At 50.7% G+C, this 19,680-nt stretch carries 20 protein-coding genes; 10 read left to right on the top strand and 10 right to left on the bottom strand.

Annotated features, from left to right (window positions below; genetic code table 11):
* The first annotated feature begins 39 nt into the window (after positions 1-39).
* Positions 40-936, top strand: coding sequence for an aldo/keto reductase family oxidoreductase (locus tag ACHHZ6_RS07305; protein ID WP_196391209.1), 897 nt, complete (start codon positions 40-42; stop codon positions 934-936).
* 78 nt (positions 937-1,014) lie between these two features.
* Positions 1,015-1,533: a superoxide dismutase [Cu-Zn] SodC gene (gene sodC / locus ACHHZ6_RS07300; RefSeq protein WP_182271211.1), complete on the top strand. Its 519-nt coding sequence runs from the start codon at positions 1,015-1,017 to the stop codon at positions 1,531-1,533.
* On the opposite strand, the gene ACHHZ6_RS07295 is transcribed toward sodC, so the two are convergent.
* From ACHHZ6_RS07295 to ACHHZ6_RS07285, 3 genes are read right to left on the bottom strand one after another with little or no spacing between them, the layout of a single operon-like run.
* Entirely contained in the window at positions 1,512-3,545 is a 2,034-nt protein-coding gene (locus tag ACHHZ6_RS07295; RefSeq protein WP_182271212.1) for an FUSC family protein, read from the bottom strand. The two genes, sodC and ACHHZ6_RS07295, sit on opposite strands and share 22 nt — an antisense overlap.
* A complete protein-coding gene (locus ACHHZ6_RS07290) occupies positions 3,542-4,405 on the bottom strand; it encodes an HlyD family secretion protein (protein WP_196391372.1) in 864 nt (287 codons plus the stop codon). Before ACHHZ6_RS07290 ends, ACHHZ6_RS07295 begins: the two co-directional genes overlap by 4 nt.
* Positions 4,406-4,407: 2 nt before the next feature.
* Positions 4,408-4,644, bottom strand: coding sequence for a DUF1656 domain-containing protein (locus ACHHZ6_RS07285; RefSeq protein ID WP_182271214.1), 237 nt, complete (start codon positions 4,642-4,644; stop codon positions 4,408-4,410).
* Positions 4,645-4,829: 185 nt separating this feature from the next.
* Here ACHHZ6_RS07285 and slyA point away from each other — a divergent pair, with 185 nt between their 5' ends.
* A complete protein-coding gene (slyA, locus tag ACHHZ6_RS07280) occupies positions 4,830-5,270 on the top strand; it encodes a transcriptional regulator SlyA (RefSeq protein WP_182271215.1) in 441 nt (146 codons plus the stop codon).
* 36 nt (positions 5,271-5,306) lie between these two features.
* Here slyA and ACHHZ6_RS07275 read toward each other — a convergent pair whose 3' ends face one another.
* Together ACHHZ6_RS07275 and slyB are read right to left on the bottom strand one after the other, a co-directional pair.
* The gene (locus tag ACHHZ6_RS07275) at positions 5,307-6,668 is read right to left on the bottom strand and encodes an MASE4 domain-containing protein (protein ID WP_395122038.1); all 1,362 of its coding nucleotides are present in this window, start codon (positions 6,666-6,668) and stop codon (positions 5,307-5,309) included.
* Between the two features lie 204 nt (positions 6,669-6,872).
* Complete coding sequence (gene slyB, locus ACHHZ6_RS07270; RefSeq protein ID WP_182271217.1) at positions 6,873-7,340, bottom strand: outer membrane lipoprotein SlyB; 468 nt, start codon at positions 7,338-7,340, stop codon at positions 6,873-6,875.
* A gap of 251 nt (positions 7,341-7,591) precedes the next feature.
* On the opposite strand from slyB, the gene anmK reads away from it, so the two are divergent.
* From anmK to pdxY, 5 genes are all read left to right on the top strand, one after another.
* On the top strand, positions 7,592-8,716 hold the full coding sequence (anmK, locus tag ACHHZ6_RS07265; protein ID WP_182271218.1) for an anhydro-N-acetylmuramic acid kinase: 1,125 nt from the start codon (positions 7,592-7,594) through the stop codon (positions 8,714-8,716).
* Between the two features lie 93 nt (positions 8,717-8,809).
* A complete protein-coding gene (mliC, locus tag ACHHZ6_RS07260) occupies positions 8,810-9,133 on the top strand; it encodes a C-type lysozyme inhibitor (RefSeq protein WP_182271219.1) in 324 nt (107 codons plus the stop codon).
* Positions 9,134-9,190: 57 nt separating this feature from the next.
* Complete coding sequence (gene pdxH / locus ACHHZ6_RS07255) at positions 9,191-9,847, top strand: pyridoxamine 5'-phosphate oxidase (protein WP_182274502.1); 657 nt, start codon at positions 9,191-9,193, stop codon at positions 9,845-9,847.
* 125 nt (positions 9,848-9,972) lie between these two features.
* Complete coding sequence (tyrS, locus tag ACHHZ6_RS07250; RefSeq protein ID WP_182271220.1) at positions 9,973-11,247, top strand: tyrosine--tRNA ligase; 1,275 nt, start codon at positions 9,973-9,975, stop codon at positions 11,245-11,247.
* A 65-nt stretch (positions 11,248-11,312) separates the two neighbouring features.
* Positions 11,313-12,173, top strand: a complete 861-nt coding sequence (gene pdxY, locus ACHHZ6_RS07245; protein ID WP_182271221.1) for a pyridoxal kinase PdxY — start codon at positions 11,313-11,315, stop codon at positions 12,171-12,173.
* Positions 12,174-12,229: 56 nt separating this feature from the next.
* On the opposite strand, the gene gstA is transcribed toward pdxY, so the two are convergent.
* The 3 genes from gstA to ACHHZ6_RS07230 all read right to left on the bottom strand — a co-directional run bounded on the left by gstA (position 12,230) and on the right by ACHHZ6_RS07230 (position 15,654).
* A complete protein-coding gene (gene gstA / locus ACHHZ6_RS07240) occupies positions 12,230-12,835 on the bottom strand; it encodes a glutathione transferase GstA (protein WP_182271222.1) in 606 nt (201 codons plus the stop codon).
* 108 nt (positions 12,836-12,943) lie between these two features.
* Positions 12,944-14,452, bottom strand: coding sequence for a dipeptide/tripeptide permease DtpA (dtpA, locus tag ACHHZ6_RS07235; RefSeq protein ID WP_182271223.1), 1,509 nt, complete (start codon positions 14,450-14,452; stop codon positions 12,944-12,946).
* A gap of 629 nt (positions 14,453-15,081) precedes the next feature.
* Complete coding sequence (locus tag ACHHZ6_RS07230; RefSeq protein ID WP_182271224.1) at positions 15,082-15,654, bottom strand: cytochrome b; 573 nt, start codon at positions 15,652-15,654, stop codon at positions 15,082-15,084.
* A 422-nt stretch (positions 15,655-16,076) separates the two neighbouring features.
* Here ACHHZ6_RS07230 and ACHHZ6_RS07225 point away from each other — a divergent pair, with 422 nt between their 5' ends.
* Positions 16,077-16,991 (top strand): ATP-grasp fold amidoligase family protein, encoded by a 915-nt coding sequence (locus tag ACHHZ6_RS07225; protein ID WP_182918535.1) that lies wholly within the window; start codon positions 16,077-16,079, stop codon positions 16,989-16,991.
* Positions 16,992-17,015: 24 nt separating this feature from the next.
* Here ACHHZ6_RS07225 and ACHHZ6_RS07220 read toward each other — a convergent pair whose 3' ends face one another.
* Together ACHHZ6_RS07220 and ACHHZ6_RS07215 are read right to left on the bottom strand one after the other, a co-directional pair.
* Entirely contained in the window at positions 17,016-18,083 is a 1,068-nt protein-coding gene (locus ACHHZ6_RS07220) for an ATP-binding protein (protein ID WP_182918534.1), read from the bottom strand.
* Positions 18,080-18,784, bottom strand: a complete 705-nt coding sequence (locus ACHHZ6_RS07215) for a response regulator (protein ID WP_182271227.1) — start codon at positions 18,782-18,784, stop codon at positions 18,080-18,082. Before ACHHZ6_RS07215 ends, ACHHZ6_RS07220 begins: the two co-directional genes overlap by 4 nt.
* A gap of 381 nt (positions 18,785-19,165) precedes the next feature.
* Between ACHHZ6_RS07215 and ACHHZ6_RS07210 the strand changes: the two genes are divergently transcribed.
* The gene (locus tag ACHHZ6_RS07210; protein WP_182918532.1) at positions 19,166-19,552 is read left to right on the top strand and encodes a transporter; all 387 of its coding nucleotides are present in this window, start codon (positions 19,166-19,168) and stop codon (positions 19,550-19,552) included.
* Positions 19,553-19,680 lie beyond the last annotated feature (128 nt).

The raw sequence follows: 19,680 nt of genomic DNA, 5'->3' as shown, positions 1-19,680 counted from the left end.
TGCGTATACTCGTGACATTACTTCCTTGAGGAAAATGTTATGGTTCAGCGTATTACCCTTTCTCCCCAGGGGCCGGAGTTCTCCCGTTTTGTGATGGGCTACTGGCGTCTGATGGACTGGAATATGTCCCCCCTTCAGCTGGCGGGCTTCATTGAGGAGCATCTCGATTTAGGGATCACTACGGTCGATCATGCTGATATTTATGGCGGCTACCAATGTGAAGCTGCGTTCGGTGAGGCGCTTAAGCAGGTTCCGGCGCTGCGCGAGCGTATGGAAATCGTCACCAAATGCGGTATTGCCACCACGGCAAAACCGGAAAACGTACTGGGGCATTACATCACTGACAGCGCGCACATCATCAAGAGTGCCGAGCAGTCGCTGGTCAATCTGGCGACGGATCATATCGACCTGCTGCTGATCCACCGTCCAGACCCGTTAATGGATGCCGATGAAGTGGCAGAAGCGTTTCTGAACCTGCATCAAAGTGGAAAAGTGCGTCATTTTGGCGTATCGAACTTCACGCCTGCGCAGTTTGCGCTGCTGCAGTCGCGCCTGCCGTTTACGCTGGCGACCAACCAGGTAGAAATTTCCCCGGTTCATCAGCCGTTGCTGCTGGATGGCACACTCGATCAGCTGCAACAGCTCCGTATCCGCCCTATGGCGTGGTCGTGCCTGGGTGGGGGGCGTCTGTTTAATGATGATGAGTTCCAGCCGCTGCGCGATGAGCTGGAAACCATTGCCCGCGAGTTGAATGCCCAGAGCATTGAACAGGTGGTTTACGCGTGGATCCTTCGTCTGCCGTCAAAACCGCTGCCTATTATTGGCTCTGGTAAAATTGAACGCGTCCGCTCTGCGCTGGCAGCAGAAGAACTGCAGATGACCCGTCAACAGTGGTTCCGTATCCGCAAAGCCGCTCTGGGGTACGACGTACCTTAATCTGGAATACCGTGACTTTCCGGTGAGATTACCGCCCCTGGTATAAACTTAAGGGGCAAAAATAACCCGGGAGGTCATATGACGCGTTTTGCTCTGGCACTCATCACGCTGGTTGTTTGCGCAGGAGCGCAGGCAGCCAGCGAGAACGTCGAAATGAATCTTGTCACGCCTCAGGGCGTCGGCCAGTCTGTCGGAACAGTGAAAATCACGGAAACCGATAAAGGGCTGGAGTTTACCCCCAATCTCAACACCCTTCCTCCTGGCGAACATGGTTTTCATGTTCATGCCAAAGGTAGCTGCCAGCCTGCGCTGAAAGAGGGTAAAGCCTCGGCGGCGGAAGCGGCAGGAGGCCACTTTGACCCGCTGCATTCCGGCAAACATGAAGGCCCGAACGGTATGGGGCATCTTGGCGATTTACCCGTACTGGTGGTGAATAACGACGGTAAAGCCACGGAGCCGGTTGTTGCACCGCGGCTGAAAAAGCTGGATGAGATCAAAGGCAAAGCGCTGATGATCCACGTCGGCGGCGACAATATGTCCGATCAACCTAAACCGCTCGGTGGTGGCGGGGTACGCTATGCCTGCGGGGTGATCTGATCGCCAATCGTGCCTGGCGGGGGAGCCTGTTCCAGCTGCGACAGCGAACAGTGTAGCCGCCAGATTATCGAGGCTAAATCACGTGCTGCGGGTGAATGGTGGTGCGCAAGGGTACCGCAAATCCGCTGAAGCTCGGCAAGCGTGGCTTCCAGCGGACGTTGCTGAACCCCGCGTTCACTCATCACATCGCGAAGCAGGGAAATACAGACATCACGCACCTGCGACAGCGGGTCGGAGCGTGTTTCCCATGCGCGAAGCTGCCAGACCACATGCGAGCAGTTCAACAGCACTACGCCCCAGCGCAGCAACCAGCGGCGGGCCAGGGAGTCCTGGCTGTTATTGAGCTGGCTTACATGGTGGTAGACCAGCGATTCATACTCACTCTCACGCAGATGCGGTTTACGGCTGAGCTGGTCAACAAACCCCCGGCGCAGCTCGCGGATATGTCTGCGGCTCTTACGGGCATCTGAACCGGGCCGTAACACGGCAAACGCCAGCCACGCCAGACCCACGCCGAGGATCTTCGCCAGATTGTCATTGAGAAAATCAGCGTAGTTATAAACCGGCGGGTTGGTCACGGAGATAAACGAACCCATAAAAACAATCAACTGCCCCCAGAGACCGGCCAGTTTTGGCATTTGCAGCTTCAGCAACTGCATGGTGGTTAAGAGCGGAAACAGAAACAGCAGAAACTGCCATAAGTCGCTTATCTGCACCATCAACCCAAATTTCACCATAAAACTGAACAGCGACAGCAATACCAGCGTGCGCATCAACAGCGTGAGGGAGTTAAACGGTGATGCAGCAATGGAATAGAGTACGCAGCTAATGGCGGCAAGCGTGAGGGCCGCGCTTCCGGATCCCCATTGCGTGGTGATACTCCAGGCACCAACCAGCGTAAGCGCGCAGAAGGTGCGAAACCCACTCCACAACGCTTCTATGTTGTCGGTGTGGCGTGCCAGAGCCGGGCTGCCCGGTACGGTGAATTCGGTTATCGGGGTGGCATTTTCTACGGCAGTGATCCAGCGACTGCTGCGCAGATACAACCGGCAAAAGTAGTTCAGGCGCTGCCAGAAGGCGCGGTGGCGATAATCATACTCATCCGTTGGCACGAGCGGCGCGATAATACGTGCCACGGTGTAGATGTCGGTATCTGGCCGCGCGAGGGCGGCAAGCAGTGTTTCGATTACGGCGCGGGTGTTTTCTGGCGGAGTCGGCCAGTTAAGCAACATTCTGCGCAGGCTGGAGATGGCGCTGGTCATCCGCAGCTGTTGGTGGAGCAAATAGTTAAGCAGCGTATTCTGGCGGCGAAAACGGTAGTGGCTCCAGAAGGCCTGAATACGTAACAGGTTCATGGTCAGGATCTGGCCGATGACCTTTTCATGCGCAAGGCGGATTTCATCGTTGGTGTCAGGTTGCCAGAGCAGACTTGCATGCTCCAGTAAACGGGCATGCATGGTCTTCAGGGCGGAGATAAGCGCTGTACCGTCGGAGGTGCTGGGCAGGATCATCATCATGACCCCGCCGCACAGAATACCCACAATGACTTCACATACACGTGCCTGGGCGATATCCCAAAGCTCGGTGGTGTCCAGAACGTTGACTACCGGAAAGGCAATAATCGCGGCGGTATAGCCCGCCAGCTGGAACGCGTAGGCGACGTTATTGGTAAAATGGGCGCAGGCCCAGGTGCAAAACCCCAGCCACGCCGCCATGCTTAGCAAAAAGAGCCACGGGTCGTTCAGCGTATGGCCCGCAATAATTAACGCCGCGGTGGCTCCCAGCAGGCTTCCGGCAACGCGGCCAAGACTTTTACTGATCACACCGCCGACGGTAGGGAAGCTCACCACCGCGGCAGAGGTCATCGCCCAGTAAGGTTCATCAAGATTCAGATAATAGGCGATTGTTAGCGCCAGGCACATTGCAATGACGTTACGCAGCGCGTAGCGCCACTGAGAGGCTGTCGCTTTAGCCCAGGGCGTGTGTCGCCAGGATAACGCCGACAGATTCATTGACGAGTCCCGATAGAGACCGTGCAGGTTGTGCCGGATACCAGCGTGAGATCCTGTGGTAAGCGGTCAAATTCCACGCGAACCGGAACGCGCTGTGCCAGACGCACCCACGGTACGTTAGGCTTGATGTCTGGCACCAGGCCTGAATCCGTTTCGACACTTTGATCGTAAATGGCACGACCAATACTGGAAACGTGACCCTGTAACGTTTGCGATCCGCTGTAAAGCGTGATTGTGGCAGGAGCGCCTTCCCGAATGTGGCGAAGCTTGGTCTCCTCAAAATAACCCACGATATAAAAGGAGTGGCTGTCAACCAGGGCAAAGACGGGTTGTCCGGTGGTGGCATAGTTCCCCTCACGGGTCGAGAGGTTGGTCACCCATCCATCGACCGGAGCCTGTACCACGGTTTGAGTCAACTGCCATTGCGCCTGTTTTAGCGTGGCTTCAGCCACGTTGAGGTTTGCCTGCATGGCTTTCACGTTGATGTTGGCCGTATCTAAATCTTCGGCGGAAATATAGTTTTGCGACAAATGGCGACGGCGGTTTGCTTCGTTGTTTGCTTTTGCTAAATCAGACTGGGCTTTCGCCAGTTGAGCTTCGGCATTGAGTACAGCGATATGAAAGGGAGTTTCATCGATGCGGAATAAAACGTCACCCTTTTTAACGAACTGGTTATCCTTAACAAGAAGCGCCGTGATACTTCCTGAAACCTGTGGGGTGATACTGACCTGCTCAGCGCGGATTTTACCGTCGCGCGTCCAGGGGGACTGCATATAAAAATTCCAGAGCCACCAACCGGCAACCAGAGCCAGCGCAAGAACAAAAAGAGTAGAAAAATACTTCAGCGTTTTCATGGATATATTCACCACACAATCAACACAGCAAGGCCCAGGCATACGGACAAGGCAAACAAAGAGAGATCCATGAGCATGGGGTGCCAGATCTCACCGGAATACATCCAGTCGCGAAGCAGTCGGTGTGCGACCAGCCAGATCATAAAGCCCACCAGGACGGCTTTAAACAGGGGAGGAAAGTAGACTGATGCACCGAAGATCAAGTCCTGAAGGGGTAACCCCGTGGCGCTATGAAAGAACTTCACGAGCAGAGTTCCTTTGCAGTGGATAAATGGTCACGACGGCCTGTTTTATAAAATGGAACATCGGTATTCAGTGTAAATCATACTTTTGGTGTTGATGAATGTCGTATTGCATTTGTTTTGGCAATATAAATGCTGCACACTATTCTAAAATCAGTATAATAACTTAGCAAGCTAATTATAAGGAGATGAAATTGGAATCGCCATTAGGTTCTGATCTGGCAAGGTTAGTACGCGTCTGGCGTGCTCTGATTGACCATCGCCTGAAACCTCTGGAATTGACACAGACGCATTGGGTCACGCTGCATAATATTCATCAGCTTCCGCCCGAACAGTCACAAATTCAACTGGCAAAAGCGATCGGTATTGAACAGCCGTCACTGGTACGCACACTCGATCAGCTGGAAGAGAAGGGGCTGATCTCCCGGCAAACTTGCGCCAGCGATCGTCGCGCTAAGCGGATTAAACTGACGGAGAAAGCGGCTCCAATCATTACTGAGATGGAAGCCGTGATCAGCAAAACGCGAGGGGAAATCCTGTCAGGGGTTTCACCGGCGGAGCTCGAAATGCTCATCAGTCTCATTGGACGGCTTGAGCAAAACATCCATGAGCTGCAGTCACGCGACTGATAACATAAAAAGGCCTTGCTGATGCAAGGCCTTTTTTTACTGGAAGACGACGACGCGGTTGCGACCTGTCTCTTTTGCCTCGTACATTGCTTTATCGGCGCTTTCCACACACTCTTCGGCGGTGATATTCGGTGACGTTGTCGTAAAGACACCCATACTGATGGTAATGGGCTCCGGCAGTTGCCCCTCGCTGCTGGCTTTATCGAAACTACTGAGATTCAGCCGTATTCTCTCTGCAACCTGACGTGCGGCGTCTGACGGTGTATTTGCCAGCATCAACACAAACTCTTCCCCTCCGATTCGCGCCGCGATGTCTTGTGGGCGCACGGAATCCATCAGCAGATGGGCGACAAACTGCAACACCTTGTCCCCCTGCAGATGCCCGTAGCAATCGTTAATGCGCTTAAAACGATCCAAATCACTGACAATGACCGAAACCGGACGGGATGCGTTAGCATTATCGATCGCCTGATTTAATGCATCATAAAAATAACTGCGGTTATAGAGACGCGTAAGCGGATCGCGAATCGAATTTTGATAAGATTGCTGATACTTTAAATGCGAGTCACGATACAGATTAAATACATCGTAAAGGAGCACGAAAATAATGAGCAGCGTTGCCACTGTCTCAAATAAACGGGACCGGTACCAGTCGATATCTTCAGCGTGTCCACCCAGTAAAAGCATGATGAGTGTCGTAATATAACAAATGCATAAGAAATTACCGCCAATCCAGAAAAGATTGCGCACGCGCGTAATAATCATCAGCGTTGTTAATACAACAATCCATAAGATGATTAAACTAATATTGATGACCTGACTCCAGAGCACCATAAATTGCCGCGTTTCATTATCGACAAGATCTAACGTAAACAGCGCAGAGTGGCTGGAATAAAACCAGGCAAGCGTAACCATGCCTGCGGTGAACAGGAACATACCGACAACAATAGCAACGTGGGTCATCCGGGAGAACGGGCGATCGCGCATGGCATACAGTAAGGCCGACGTGAAAATCAGAACAGCCATTAAGAGATGGCGGAACATGAAGAAGATCATCGCATCGTTATAGTTAATAATGCTGAACTGATAGAGGTCAAGCCATGCCGGGAAGCAGGAAAGCGTGCCTGCCATCAACAGCGCCGATCCTGTGAAGGCGAACGCAATCGCGACCAGATACAACCGCTTTCGGTCACACCAGTATTTCATCGCCATAAAACAGGCAATGAACAGATGGAAGACGAGTAAAAAAATGGTCAGTGTCGGGAATAAGAGCGGTGAAAATGACGGCACTGCTTCGGCAAGCTTTAAAAATAGCCCCTGCAATACCCCGACCACAATAATGCAACCCAGGCAGAAAGAGATATAACGGTTCTTTACATAGCGATTAATCGAAATCATACCTATTTTTAACAATATAATAATACTAAATTAATAGACAGCGTGAATATAAATAGTTTAACGGAATTAAAAAAAGAATACTTTGCGCAGGAACAATGTAAGCAGGGTTTAATAATTAGCGAGGAAGGAAATTTTGTAAAACAATATTTTGAAATGACAGGTAATGTAAGCGAATGTGGCCTGGCGGCCACATCCGGTATGATATTAACGCGGGGACACCGTCACCTGTTGGCCATTGCTGGCGATAACAACGCGCTGACCCGCAGAGAAGTGGGTGCTGCCTTGTTTCTGCACAACCATGATGGTATTGCCGTCATCTTTACGAATTTCCAGCTCTACGCCCTGGGTTTTGTTCATTGCACCCTGAACGCCCTGGCCTGCTACACCACCGGCAACAGCACCTGCTGCGGTTGCCAGGGAACGACCGGTTCCGCCGCCGACGGTGTTACCCAGGAAACCACCCAGCACCGCACCGCCGATCGCGCCCATGACGTTGTTTTCATCGCCACCCTGAATTTGAACAGGGCGTGCGTTGACAATGGTACCGTAAGTCACGTTCTGAACTTGTTTAGCTTCAGATGCGCTATAAACGTCGCCAGAAAGAGAATCGTTATTCACACAGCCAGCCAGCGTCAATCCGATCAGCGAAACGCCCAGTACACGTAAAATCATTTGAATCTCCTGTTCACCAAAAGTGCCCGGTTGGGCTCCGTTATGGCTAAATTATATGGCATAAGGAGCCATAGTTCATATCTTTGCATTAACAATGGGAAAATTGTACTTGTATTTAGCTTAACAAGACATAAACAACTCCCTGCGTGCTACGTGTCTGAGATTGTTAAAAAATGCTATCGCTGCATAGCAAAGCAGCGCCGTTTATGATTCAGTGTTTACCTTAAGACCACACAACCTAAGGAAAGCGCATGAAATCGGGTCGCTACATTGGTGTGATGTCAGGCACCAGTCTTGATGGGGTGGATGTCGTTCTGGCCGCAATAGATGAAAACATGGTGGCGCAGCAGGCAAGCCTGAGCTGGCCGATCCCTGTTTCGCTGAAAGAGGACATTCTGAGCATCTGCCAGGGACAGCCATTGACGCTTTCACAGCTCGGACAGCTTGATGTGCGGCTGGGTGCACTATTTGCGGAGGCGGTACTGGCACTGATGCACAAAGAAAATCTTCAGCCGCAGGATGTGGTTGCCATTGGCTGCCACGGCCAGACGGTCTGGCATGAGCCAACCGGTGATGCGCCAAACACCCTGCAAATTGGTGATAACAACCAGATTGTGGCGAAAACGGGTGTCACAGTAGTGGGGGATTTTCGCCGTCGTGATATTGCACTTGGCGGGCAAGGTGCGCCTCTGGTGCCGGCATTCCATCAGGCGTTGCTGGCACACCCGGTAGAACGCCGTATGGTGCTCAATATTGGTGGTATTGCCAACCTGTCGATGTTAATCCCTGAGCAGCCTGTGCGTGGTTACGATACCGGCCCCGGCAACATGCTTATGGATGCCTGGATCTGGCGTCAACGCGGTAAACCGTACGATAAAGATGCGCAGTGGGCCTGTGAAGGCAAAGTGATTATTCCGCTGTTGCAGTCCATGCTGAGCGACCCCTATTTTGCCGCCCCCGCACCAAAAAGCACGGGACGTGAATATTTCAACTATGGCTGGCTTGAACGTCAGCTGGCGCAGTTCCCGGCACTTGCACCGCAGGATGTCCAGGCGACGCTTGCTGAGTTAACGGCCATCTCGATCTCTGAACAGGTCCTTCTCAGCGGTGGGTGTGAGCGTCTGTTGGTCTGCGGTGGTGGAAGCCGCAACCCGCTGGTGATGGCGCGTCTTGCCGGATTACTGCCGGGTACTGAAGTCACGACCACGGACGAAGCGGGTATCAGCGGTGATGATATGGAAGCGCTGGCTTTCGCCTGGCTTGCCTGGCGTACGGTTGCCGGATTACCGGGAAATTTGCCTTCGGTAACCGGTGCACGGGAAGCGAGCGTGCTTGGGGCTATTTTCCCGGCAAATCCGCGTCATAATCAGAGTTAACTTAAATTCAGCGCGGTGCGTAACCACTAAAATGGAATAAAAACAGGAGGGCAGCAATGTCCTCCAGGACCAGGATAGTCTTGGAATACGCCCATGAAAAAACTTCTTCTTGTTGCTCTCCCTTTTCTACTGACAGGGTGCAGCGTCTATAACCAGCTCGTTGAGCGCATGCAGACAGATACGCTGGAGTATCGCTGTGATGAAAAACCGCTGACCGTGAAGCTGAATAACCCGCGTCAGGAAGCCAGCTTTGTCTACGACAACAAATTGCTTAATCTGAAGCAGGGGATGTCGGCCTCTGGCGCACGGTATACGGACGGTATCTACGTATTCTGGTCAAAAGGTGACAGTGCAACGGTTTACAAACGCGACCGCATCGTGCTGAACAATTGCCAGCTGCAAAATCCGAAGCGTTGAGATTTTTACAGGGGCGGCGCACAATAGCGCCACCCAATGTCTATTTCAGCTAACGCCATGTCAGATAACGACGAACTGCAGCAAATTGCGCATCTGCGCCGTGAATACACCAAAGGCGGCCTGCGCCGCCAGGATCTTCCCGCCGAACCTCTGGTGCTTTTTGAACGCTGGCTGAAGCAGGCCTGTGAAGCGAAACTTGCCGATCCAACCGCGATGGTTGTCGCGACGGTTGACGAGAATGGTCAGCCTTATCAGCGCATCGTTCTGCTTAAGCACTATGACGAAAAAGGGCTGGTGTTTTATACCAACCTGGGCAGCCGCAAAGCTCACCATCTGGAAAACAACCCTCGCATTAGCCTGCTGTTTCCGTGGCACATGCTGGAACGCCAGGTCATGGTGACCGGTAAAGCGGAACGCCTCTCCACGCTGGAAGTGGTGAAGTATTTCCATAGCCGTCCGCGCGACAGCCAGATCGGGGCCTGGGTATCAAAACAGTCCAGCCGTATCTCTGCCCGTGGTGTGCTGGAAAGTAAATTCCTTGAGCTGAAACAGAAGTTCCAGAAGGGGGAAGTTCCTCTCCCCAGCTTCTGGGGCGGTTTCCGCATTCCAGTCGAACAGATGGAGTTCTGGCAGGGGGGCGAACATCGCCTGCACGACCGCTTTTTATACCAGCGTGACAACGGTGGCTGGAAAATCGACAGACTGGCTCCGTAATCCCCGAAATTTGTTGTTTTAAGCGCTAGCGCTACGTGCGTCAGCGCTTTATTCTATGTACCTTTCGCATCAGGCGAAAAGTCGTGTACCGGCAAAGGTGCAGTCGTTTATACATGGAGAATTTGATGGCAAGCAGTAACTTGATTAAACAATTGCAAGAGCGGGGCCTCGTGGCCCAGGTGACGGACGAGGAAGCGTTAGCAGAGCGACTGGCGCAAGGCCCGATCGCGCTCTATTGCGGCTTCGATCCCACCGCTGACAGCTTGCATTTGGGGCATCTTGTTCCATTGTTATGCCTGAAACGCTTCCAGATGGCAGGCCATAAACCTGTTGCCCTGGTTGGCGGCGCAACCGGTCTGATTGGCGACCCAAGCTTTAAAGCCGCTGAGCGTAAACTGAACACCGAAGACACCGTGCAGGAGTGGGTGGACAAAATCCGCAAACAGGTTGCACCGTTCCTCGACTTCAACTGTGGTGAAAACTCTGCCATTGCCGCGAACAACTACGACTGGTTTGGTGGCATGAACGTGCTGACCTTCCTGCGTGATATCGGTAAACACTTCTCTGTTAACCAGATGATCAACAAAGAAGCGGTGAAGCAGCGTCTGAATCGTGACGACCAGGGGATTTCCTTTACCGAGTTCTCCTACAACCTGTTGCAGGGTTATGACTTTGCCTGCCTGAACAAGTTGCACGGTGTTTCCCTGCAAATTGGGGGTTCAGACCAGTGGGGTAACATCACCTCCGGTATCGATCTGACGCGTCGTCTGCACCAGAACCAGGTCTTTGGCCTGACTGTTCCGCTGATCACCAAAGCAGACGGGACTAAATTCGGTAAAACCGAAGGCGGTGCGGTATGGCTCGATCCGAAGAAAACCAGCCCGTACAAATTCTACCAGTTCTGGATCAACACGGCTGATGCTGATGTGTACCGCTTCCTGAAGTTCTTCACCTTTATGGACATTGACGCAATTAATGCCCTGGAAGAAGAAGACAAAAACAGCGGTAAAGCACCACGCGCTCAGTACGTTCTGGCCGATGAAGTGACCAAACTGGTTCACGGTGAAGAAGGTCTGGCGGCGGCAAAACGCATTACTGCAAGCCTGTTCAACGGCACGCTGAGCGATTTGAGCGAAGCGGACTTCGAACAGCTGGCGCAGGATGGTGTGCCGATGGTTGAAATGGAAAAAGGTGCAGACCTGATGCAGGCGCTGGTGGACTCTGAGCTGCAGCCGTCCCGCGGTCAGGCTCGCAAAACCATCGCTTCTAACGCGATCACCATCAACGGTGAAAAACAGGCTGACCCGGAATACACCTTCGTTGACAGCGATCGTCTGTACGGACGTTACACGTTGCTGCGTCGCGGTAAGAAAAATTACTGTCTGGTCTGCTGGAAGTAATTAACTGTATGCAGGGGCGTGGGAAACCACGCCCTTTTTGTTTGTAAGGGTTTGGTAAGCAAAAAATGAAGAACATCCTCGCCATTCAGTCTCACGTCGTTTTTGGACATGCTGGCAACAGCGCTGCGGAATTCCCGATGCGTCGCCTCGGGGCCAACGTCTGGCCCCTCAATACCGTACAGTTCTCAAACCACACGCAATACGGTAAATGGGCCGGCTGTGTGATGCCGCCTTCGCATCTGACGGAGATTGTACAAGGCCTTGCCGATATCGATCAGCTTAAACGCTGTGACGCCGTCCTGAGCGGTTACCTCGGTTCGGCAGAGCAGGGAGAACATATTCTCGGCATCGTGCGTCAGGTGAAAGCGGCGAACCCGGCGGCAAAATACTTCTGCGACCCTGTGATGGGGCATCCGGAGAAAGGCTGCATTGTGGCCCCCGGTGTGGCTGAATTCCATGTTCGTCACGCGCTGCCTGCCAGCGATATTATTGCGCCAAACCTGATCGAGCTGGAGATCCTTTGCGAGCATCCGGTCAACAGCGTAGAAGAGGCGGTTAGCGCTTCCCGTGAGCTGATTGCCCTGGGGCCAGAGATTGTGCTGGTGAAACATCTTGCGCGTGCAGGAGTGAGCCAGGATCGTTTTGAGATGCTGCTGGTGACCAAAGACGAAGCCTGGCATATCAGCCGTCCGCTGGTGGATTTTGGCGCACGTCAGCCGGTTGGCGTTGGTGATGTGACCAGCGGCCTGCTGTTGGTGAAGTTGCTTCAGGGAGCGACGCTGCGTGATGCGCTGGAGCATGTTACTGCGGCGGTTTACGAAATCATGGTTGCGACGAAAAGCAGACAGGAATATGAGTTACAGGTCGTTGCGGCGCAGGATCGTATCGCGAAGCCGGAGCAGTATTTCAGCGCGACACAATTATAACGGTTTGCATTTTGTATGCCGGGTAAGCGTTAGCGCCACCCGGCAAGACAAACAGCTTAGTTCAATCCTTCCGCTTTCAGCGCCGCAGCCACCGCAGGGCGCGCTGCCACACGTTCCATATAAGATGCAATATGGTCTAACCCTTCCATGTTCAGTTTAACCGCCCGCGCCCAGCGCAGAACGGTAAACAGATAGGCATCGGCAATGGTGAACCGCGTACCACAAATCCACTGATCGTCTTTCAGCGAGTCGTTAATGTAGTGCAGCTTTTTCTCCAGTTGGGCACGCACCGTCGGCTTGAACTCTTCTGGTGTATCCGGGCGGAACAGTGGCGTGAAGCCTTTGTGCAGCTCGGTTGCAATGTAGTTCAGCCACTCCAGCGTCTTGTAGCGGGAAATGCTGCTTACAGGTGCCAGCAGTTGACGGTCAGGCACGCTATCGGCCAGGAATTGCATGATCGCCACGCCTTCAGTCAAGAGCGTACCGTCATCTAACAGCAGGGCCGGAACTTGTCCCTTCGGGTTGATAGCAAAGAAGTCATCGCCGTTTTCCAGGCGTTTTTTCATCAGGTCAACGCCATCCAGCGTGAAATCTTTGCCGCTCTCGCGCAGGGTAATATGAGAAGCAAGAGAGCACGCGCCCGGTTTGTAGAACAGTTTCATCGGTAACTCCTTTTTGCTGAGGTTCCAGCTATGTTAGTGCGCGAACGGATAAAAAAAAAGCCGCTAACGCAAAGTTAGCGGCTTCTGTTCAGTCGTTTCCCGATGACATTACGCGGTAGCGGTTTTGGTCGCTTTTGCGATTTTGTCGTCGTCCAGGGTCATACGATTCAGTTTAGGCGCTGTCAGCAGCATCAGAACGGCGATAACCGCTGTTGCAATGCCAATCTGCATGAATACGCTACCGTAGACATTCAGGGAAACCAGTGGGTCGGTCACGTTATCAGGCACCGCCATCAGGTTCGCGATTTTACCCGCGATGATGGCTGCACCTGCAGTGGTCAGGAACCAGCTACCCATGATGAAGCCCATCAGACGCTGTGGAACCAGCTGTGCAACCATTGCCAGACCCAGACCAGAGATCATCAGCTCACCGATAGACTGCAGCGCGTAGCTCAGGATCAGCCAGTTCACGGAGACGATACCTGCGTCGGTCGCAAATTTCGCGCCCAGTGGCAGCACCAGGAATGCACCAGAGCACAGTACCATGCCGATAGCAAACTTGTGTGGCATTGGCAGACGGTCGCCCATCTTGTTGTAGATAGCAGCCAGAATTGGGCTACCAATCATGATCCAGAACGGGTTCAGCGCCTGATACTGCTCCGGCTCGAACGCGATACCCAGGATGGAGTGCTCTACGTTACGGATGGCGAAGAAGTTCAGAGACGTTGGCATCTGGCTGTACAGTACGAAGAAGATAACCGCTTCCAGCATCAGGATGAACGCCACAATCATCTTACGACGTGCAGCACCCTGCATGGCGAAGGCTTCTTTCGCGAAGATGCACACAATACCCAGAGCAACCAGACCCAGAACGGCACGCGCAACGCCCTGGTTATGCAGCAGCCAGGTTGCGATCGTTGCGAGGATCACCACGCCAACGATGGTTGCCAGCAGTTTGCCCATATGCACTGGCTCGAAGTCTGGTTTTGAACCGTAGTTTTTAACCCAGCGTTTGCAGAAGGCAAAGTTCACTACGGTGATCAGCATACCGACAACGGACAGAGAGAACGCAACGCTCCAGCCGAATTTTGCTGCCAGCCACGGTGTTGCCAGCATAGAGAAGAAGGAACCGATGTTCACGGACATGTAGTACATCGTGAATGCACCGTCCAGACGTGGGTCATCTTTGCTGTAGCAGGTAGAGAGCAGGGAAGACGGGTTCGCTTTGAACAGACCGTTACCTACTGCGATGGTCGCCATACCCATATAGACGACAGCGGCATCGTGGCCAGACCATGCAACCAGCGCGTAACCAATGGCCAGAACGATAGCGCCCAGCATAATCACACGTTTGGTACCGAGGACTTTATCACCCAGCCAGCCGCCAATTGCGACCAGACCGTACACGAGGGCACTGAAAGAAGAGAACAGCGTGATGGAATCCGCTTCGGACATACCCAGTTGTTTGACCAGGTAAACCGCCATGATCCCTTGCAGGCCGTAATAACCAAAACGCTCCCATAACTCGATAGAGAAGATGAGATAGAACGCTTTTGGTTGTTTAAAAGCGTTAAGACTCACGCTTTCATCTGTTGGTTTATTGTTTGCAGTAGACACATATACCTCTTTTTTTACATCCCATATTAACGGGGGTGTTCATAGCGTGATGGCCGTAGTCCATCCGCCTTATAGTTATATTGGGAGGGGAAACGGCGGGTAATGTTCACTATCCTGACCCGTCTGGCAATACGTTTGTAATACTCTGTTACATATAACTGGGGCGGTATAATCATCGGGTCATACAAATGTTATTCAGCGTTAAATTTTGATGGTTGAGCATTGGTGGTTTTTTTCACTGCCAAAAACCCCTGGAGGCCCCCTTTCGGCAATATGTTCTGCTATTTGACCTTTACGGCAGTGATATAGCCTATAATCTGAAAAATGACTGGTCTTATATGTTGCTGATAGGCGGTTAAATCTTGTCTGGCTAAGGGGTTGCGGCGGTTTTAACAACAAAAATCCAACATGACGTTATCAGAGTGATCTCGATCACAGATGTATAGAAATTTTGGGTGATGAAAAAACAATTAACCTGTTTGAGTGCTAAATGACCGGGTAATTGACAGGAAGAGGGGTTACGAAAACGAATATTAAGCGGTAGAGATTTTTTGGCTGGCAATCAGCATTCCTGTCTGAATGCCAGCAGTGATAGCTCAGTACGCCATCGAATATTTTCAGCCCATCGACTAAGGCAACATACGTGTCAGCACGTCGTCACGACGCACCCAGTGATGGAAAAGTGCAGCGGCTATATGCAGACCCACCACGACCCACGCCACCCATTTACCTAAAAAGTGATGCACTGCATCAATGGGCACCTCAAATGCTTCAAAGCTCAAACCCCAGGTGCTGCTTATCCACCCGAACAGCCGGGTTTCGTTGAAGCCGGTTACGCTGAATAGCCCGAAATTCGTGGGGGCCCCGGTGCCGAGGTATCCGGTCAGCGGCATCATAACCAGCAGTCCGTACAGACCCCAATGCGCGACGCTCGCAAGCGTGTGTTCAAGGCTGGAGCCGGGCACTTCTTCAGGCTGTACGTTCAGCAACCGCCACAGCAAGCGCGGAAGCACCAGGAAGCCCACCAGTAAACCCAGTACCCAATGAATATTGAGTACTGGCCAGGATCCCTGCGAAGTGTCGTCCATGAACCAGATGACATAATAGACGACGATGTAAGCGGCGATAAACGCGGCAGCAGTGGTCCAGTGGAAGAATTTAGCGAGCACGCCAAAGTGGGTTGCGGTGTTGCGCCATTGCATTTGTAATTATCCTGAAAAGTGTTGAATGCCATGCAGTCCAGAAAGAGGAGCGATCCTCTTCAGCAGATGCGCTATATCTGATCGTCTGGTACAGACGTAGTTATTATTTAGCAACCCAAAATGACGCTTCTGTGACAATACCGGATATCATACAGAGTGCCGAATTATCCTGGAATGGAACGGTTGCTTATTTTATTATCGAAATAGCGACAGCGCATATCTTACTTCAGACCGATTACAGCGATGTTACGGCCTTCATTTTTATGCAACGTCCTTATCGGATGCTAATTGACGTATGCCTCTTATGTCAATAACGGCAAAAAATATATCCATGGCAGGGCCTGCTCCATATCCTCTCCATAATTTGCACAATATAAATCAATCATCCGCTAGCAAAATGTTCATTGTGCCCAGGAGGAACAATGAACAAACTTAACGGTCATTTAAAATATGCTGAATATTTGCTCAGGAAATGGCGGTCTTTTTTCACAACAGACTTGCACTTCCATACAACCAGACTTTATAAATCATCAGGTAAACTTTCAAACTTAAGGCAGCCTGTAACGCTGAACGAAAAGCTATGTCACAGACTGATATTTGACCATAACACGTTATATACGTTTCTTGCTGATAAGCTTGCGGTTCGGGAGTATGTTCACGCCAGAACGCAAAAAATTAAAACGGTACCTCTGATTGGTATCTATAATAAAGCAGAAGATATCGATTTTAGCGTGTTACCTGAGAAGTTTGTTCTGAAGTGTAATCATGACTGCGGGAGCACCGTCATTTGCACAAGTCGGGACGGATTTAACACCACAAAAGCGGCGAACAGGCTTAAATTTGCGTTAAAACGAAATATGTATTACACCACGAGGGAGTGGCAATATAAGAATATCAAGCCAGTCATTCTCTGCGAAGAGTACATAGATTTGTTTTCGGGTCAGGACAGGAACAATACTCCTGAAATGCTGCGGGTGCATTGTTTTCATGGTGTTGCCTGCTTCGTTGAGGCAGATTTCACCGATGATAGTGGGAAAGGTTTTATCAATGTTTATGATAGGTCCTGGCGATTGCAACCATTCCAGATGGAATACCCGAATACACCACATATGATTCAGGAGCCTGAATCATTTCGTCATGCCATTGCTGCATCACAGGAGTTAGCAAAGGGAATAGACTATTGTCGTGTTGATCTTATGCTAAACAAAGATGAAATCTACTTCAGTGAAATTACATTAAGCCCAAAACGCGGGAAGCTTAAAATAACACCGTCAGAGTGGGATGCCAGACTCGGGGAGATGTGGCACTTAACGCCAGTAGAAAACAGGCTCGCATGAGCCTGTTTCATGATGTCGCTGACGTTACTTAGCCACTGGCCATGACAGCCTGAATACTGAGTGATTCTGCTGCGTTAGCCTGTAACTTGCATCACCACTGTGGGCTAACATGATAGCTCTGACGACCGATAACCCAAGCCCGCACCCTTCGGGATTGGCTTCTCGTGCGCCTTCTCCACGCTGAAAGGGCTGGAACAAAAATTTCTGAAATGGTTGGGGAATGCCGGGGCCCTTATCCTCAATCAGAATGTAGTTTTCTTTATCAGTAACGCCATTTCTCACGACGAGTGTCTTCGATGTTGAATAGTGTAAGGCATTATCAAAGAGTACGGTCAGGCACTGAATAATGCGCAAGGGATCGCAGACGCAGTGCTGGTGTCTGAGTTCAGTTATAATATTGAAATGATTGCTTTTAAATTCCATCGCGAAGGCATCAAGCGCACTTGTTATCGTTTCCTGAAGATCAACTTCACAGGGTGATAATGTATAACCTGCTCCTCCGGAAGAGCTAACAACCCTGAGATCTTCAATCAGATGGGTTAACCCTTCGGTTTGCTTGAGCAGATTTTTGAACAAAGCCGCGTCCGGTTCAAAAACACCGTCTACCAGCCCCTGAAGCCGTCCCCGCAGAATCGTCACGGGTGTTCTGAGTTCATGGGCAATAGCCGCATTCCACGACTGTCTCTGGGCCTCCAGCGTTTGCAACTTTTCGGCCATTTCGTTGAAATCATTAACAAGGTTATTTATCTCCCCCAACTGCGACGTAGCACAATACGCCCTGGCATCAAGATCCCCTTGTGAAATGCGTTTCAGGCTATAGGCTACAGCGTTTAGCGGAGTCAGTATTCTTGCTGACAATTTCAATGTGAAAAAGAGGGAAATCATCAGACTGGTTGTTGTCGCGATGATTATCCATGACCAGTCCAGCAAGGTCATCTTGTCTTCTTCTCCGGATGCCAGACCTCCCGGAATGTAATCTATTAAAAAGGTATAAAATAAATAGGTTCCCACGATGGAGATAATAATGATGATGAACGTTAGCGATAGCATGTACGTCAATATTTGACGGCTCAGAATAGGCTCTTTTCTCATTTATTCTCACCCAACCGGTAACCCATCCCCCTTATACTTTCTGGAACCCCTTTAAGGCCTGCGTGTTCAAGTTTTTTACGCAGTTTACTCATGTGGCTGTCTACCGTTCGGTCAAGCGTGTCGCCTTCAGGCAGGCAGGCGTTAAGTAATTCTTCACGGGAACACACTTTTCTCGGGTTTCTGGCCAGATAAGTCAGGAGCTTAAATTCGGTTGTTGTCAGTACCGGGGTAACAACGTCACTCCCGACGGTGATCTCAATATAGAAATCATCAGGGTAGATGGTAATAAATGGCGTTCTGAGTGGTCTGGCACCAGCCTGCTGTGCGTTGGGTTTTGTTCGGCGCAGCACCGCTTCAACCCTCGCAACCACCTCGGAAGGATTAAAGGGTTTGATAACATAATCATCAGCACCAAGCCGTAAGCCCATGAGTTTATCCACATCCTGATCAAGCGCGGTGACCATAATGACGGGAACATTACTTTCTTTACGCAACGTTGTCAGGACACTCCAGCCATCAAACACGGGCAGGTGGATGTCCAGCAAGATAAGATCGGGTTTATTAAGGCGACTAAGGCTTATTGCCAGCTCGCCATCCGCCGCCCTGAGCGTCTTCATTCCCGCACGTTGTAAATAGCTCATCAGGATATCGGCTATTTCATCATCATCTTCGGCAACCAGGATTAGGTTGTTTTTGTTCATTTTATCTCCTGTTGTACGGATAATATATGCTATGTCTTATCTGAGTATATGGCTGAAAAATTTGATACCAAAAGCAAATTAACGCCCATTGTTTGACCTGTCAGGTCTGTATGAAGCATTCAGACCCTCCTTTTATGTAAAAGTTGCAGTTATAGTGAAAATTTCCATTGTTGTATCAGGTAAGTGATAAAGGTCATTTAGAATGGTATCTCCACATTGGCTCCACATTACGGAAATAAACACTCAACACAGTAGTGTAATAGTGTGCAGGGCGTGCATTCAGGTATAGATGGAAAGGATATATTCTGTGAACAAATGAACTTCTGGAAAAAGAACCTGTCCATGACTTGCCACATTAATTAAATTTCGACGCTAATGAGTATGAACATTAAAAAATATGCAGTATCCAGAAAAATCAGCATCTCATTTGTATTCCTGTTAATGTCCTGGGGGTTGCTCTATCTTTGGCTGGTTCTGATGCACAATGAAGAAGAGCAAGTGGCGTCGACCATCCTCTCGTCACCGTTGATTTATGGCTGCATATCAATGTCAGTTCTGTTACTCATTTCGCAAAAAAAATCAGGGGCGCTTAAGGAGTTATGTATTTTGACTTTTGGTTTGGTGGTGATTTTTGCTTACCTTATCCTTATCTTCACCACGCTGCTGAATGTTCCGCCAGATATAGACGATCTGGTCTTTTACTATGAATGTTTTTTGTTGATCTTTTTTATTGGCTCACCTTTATATCTGATCATGAGAATGATTTGAATGCATGTGTAACACAAATTCAGATATTACATATTTATCTAAATAGGGGGGCGCAAGATCTCTGAGCCTGGCTCAACATTTCCTCCATAAACCCCCCATACACTCTAAACATGTACACCGTAGACTCA

The organism is Enterobacter cloacae complex sp. 2024EL-00214 (genome assembly GCF_043945575.1).
GTDB classification, from domain to species: domain Bacteria; phylum Pseudomonadota; class Gammaproteobacteria; order Enterobacterales; family Enterobacteriaceae; genus Enterobacter; species Enterobacter cloacae_P.
This window is presented reverse-complemented; position numbering and strand designations above follow the sequence as displayed.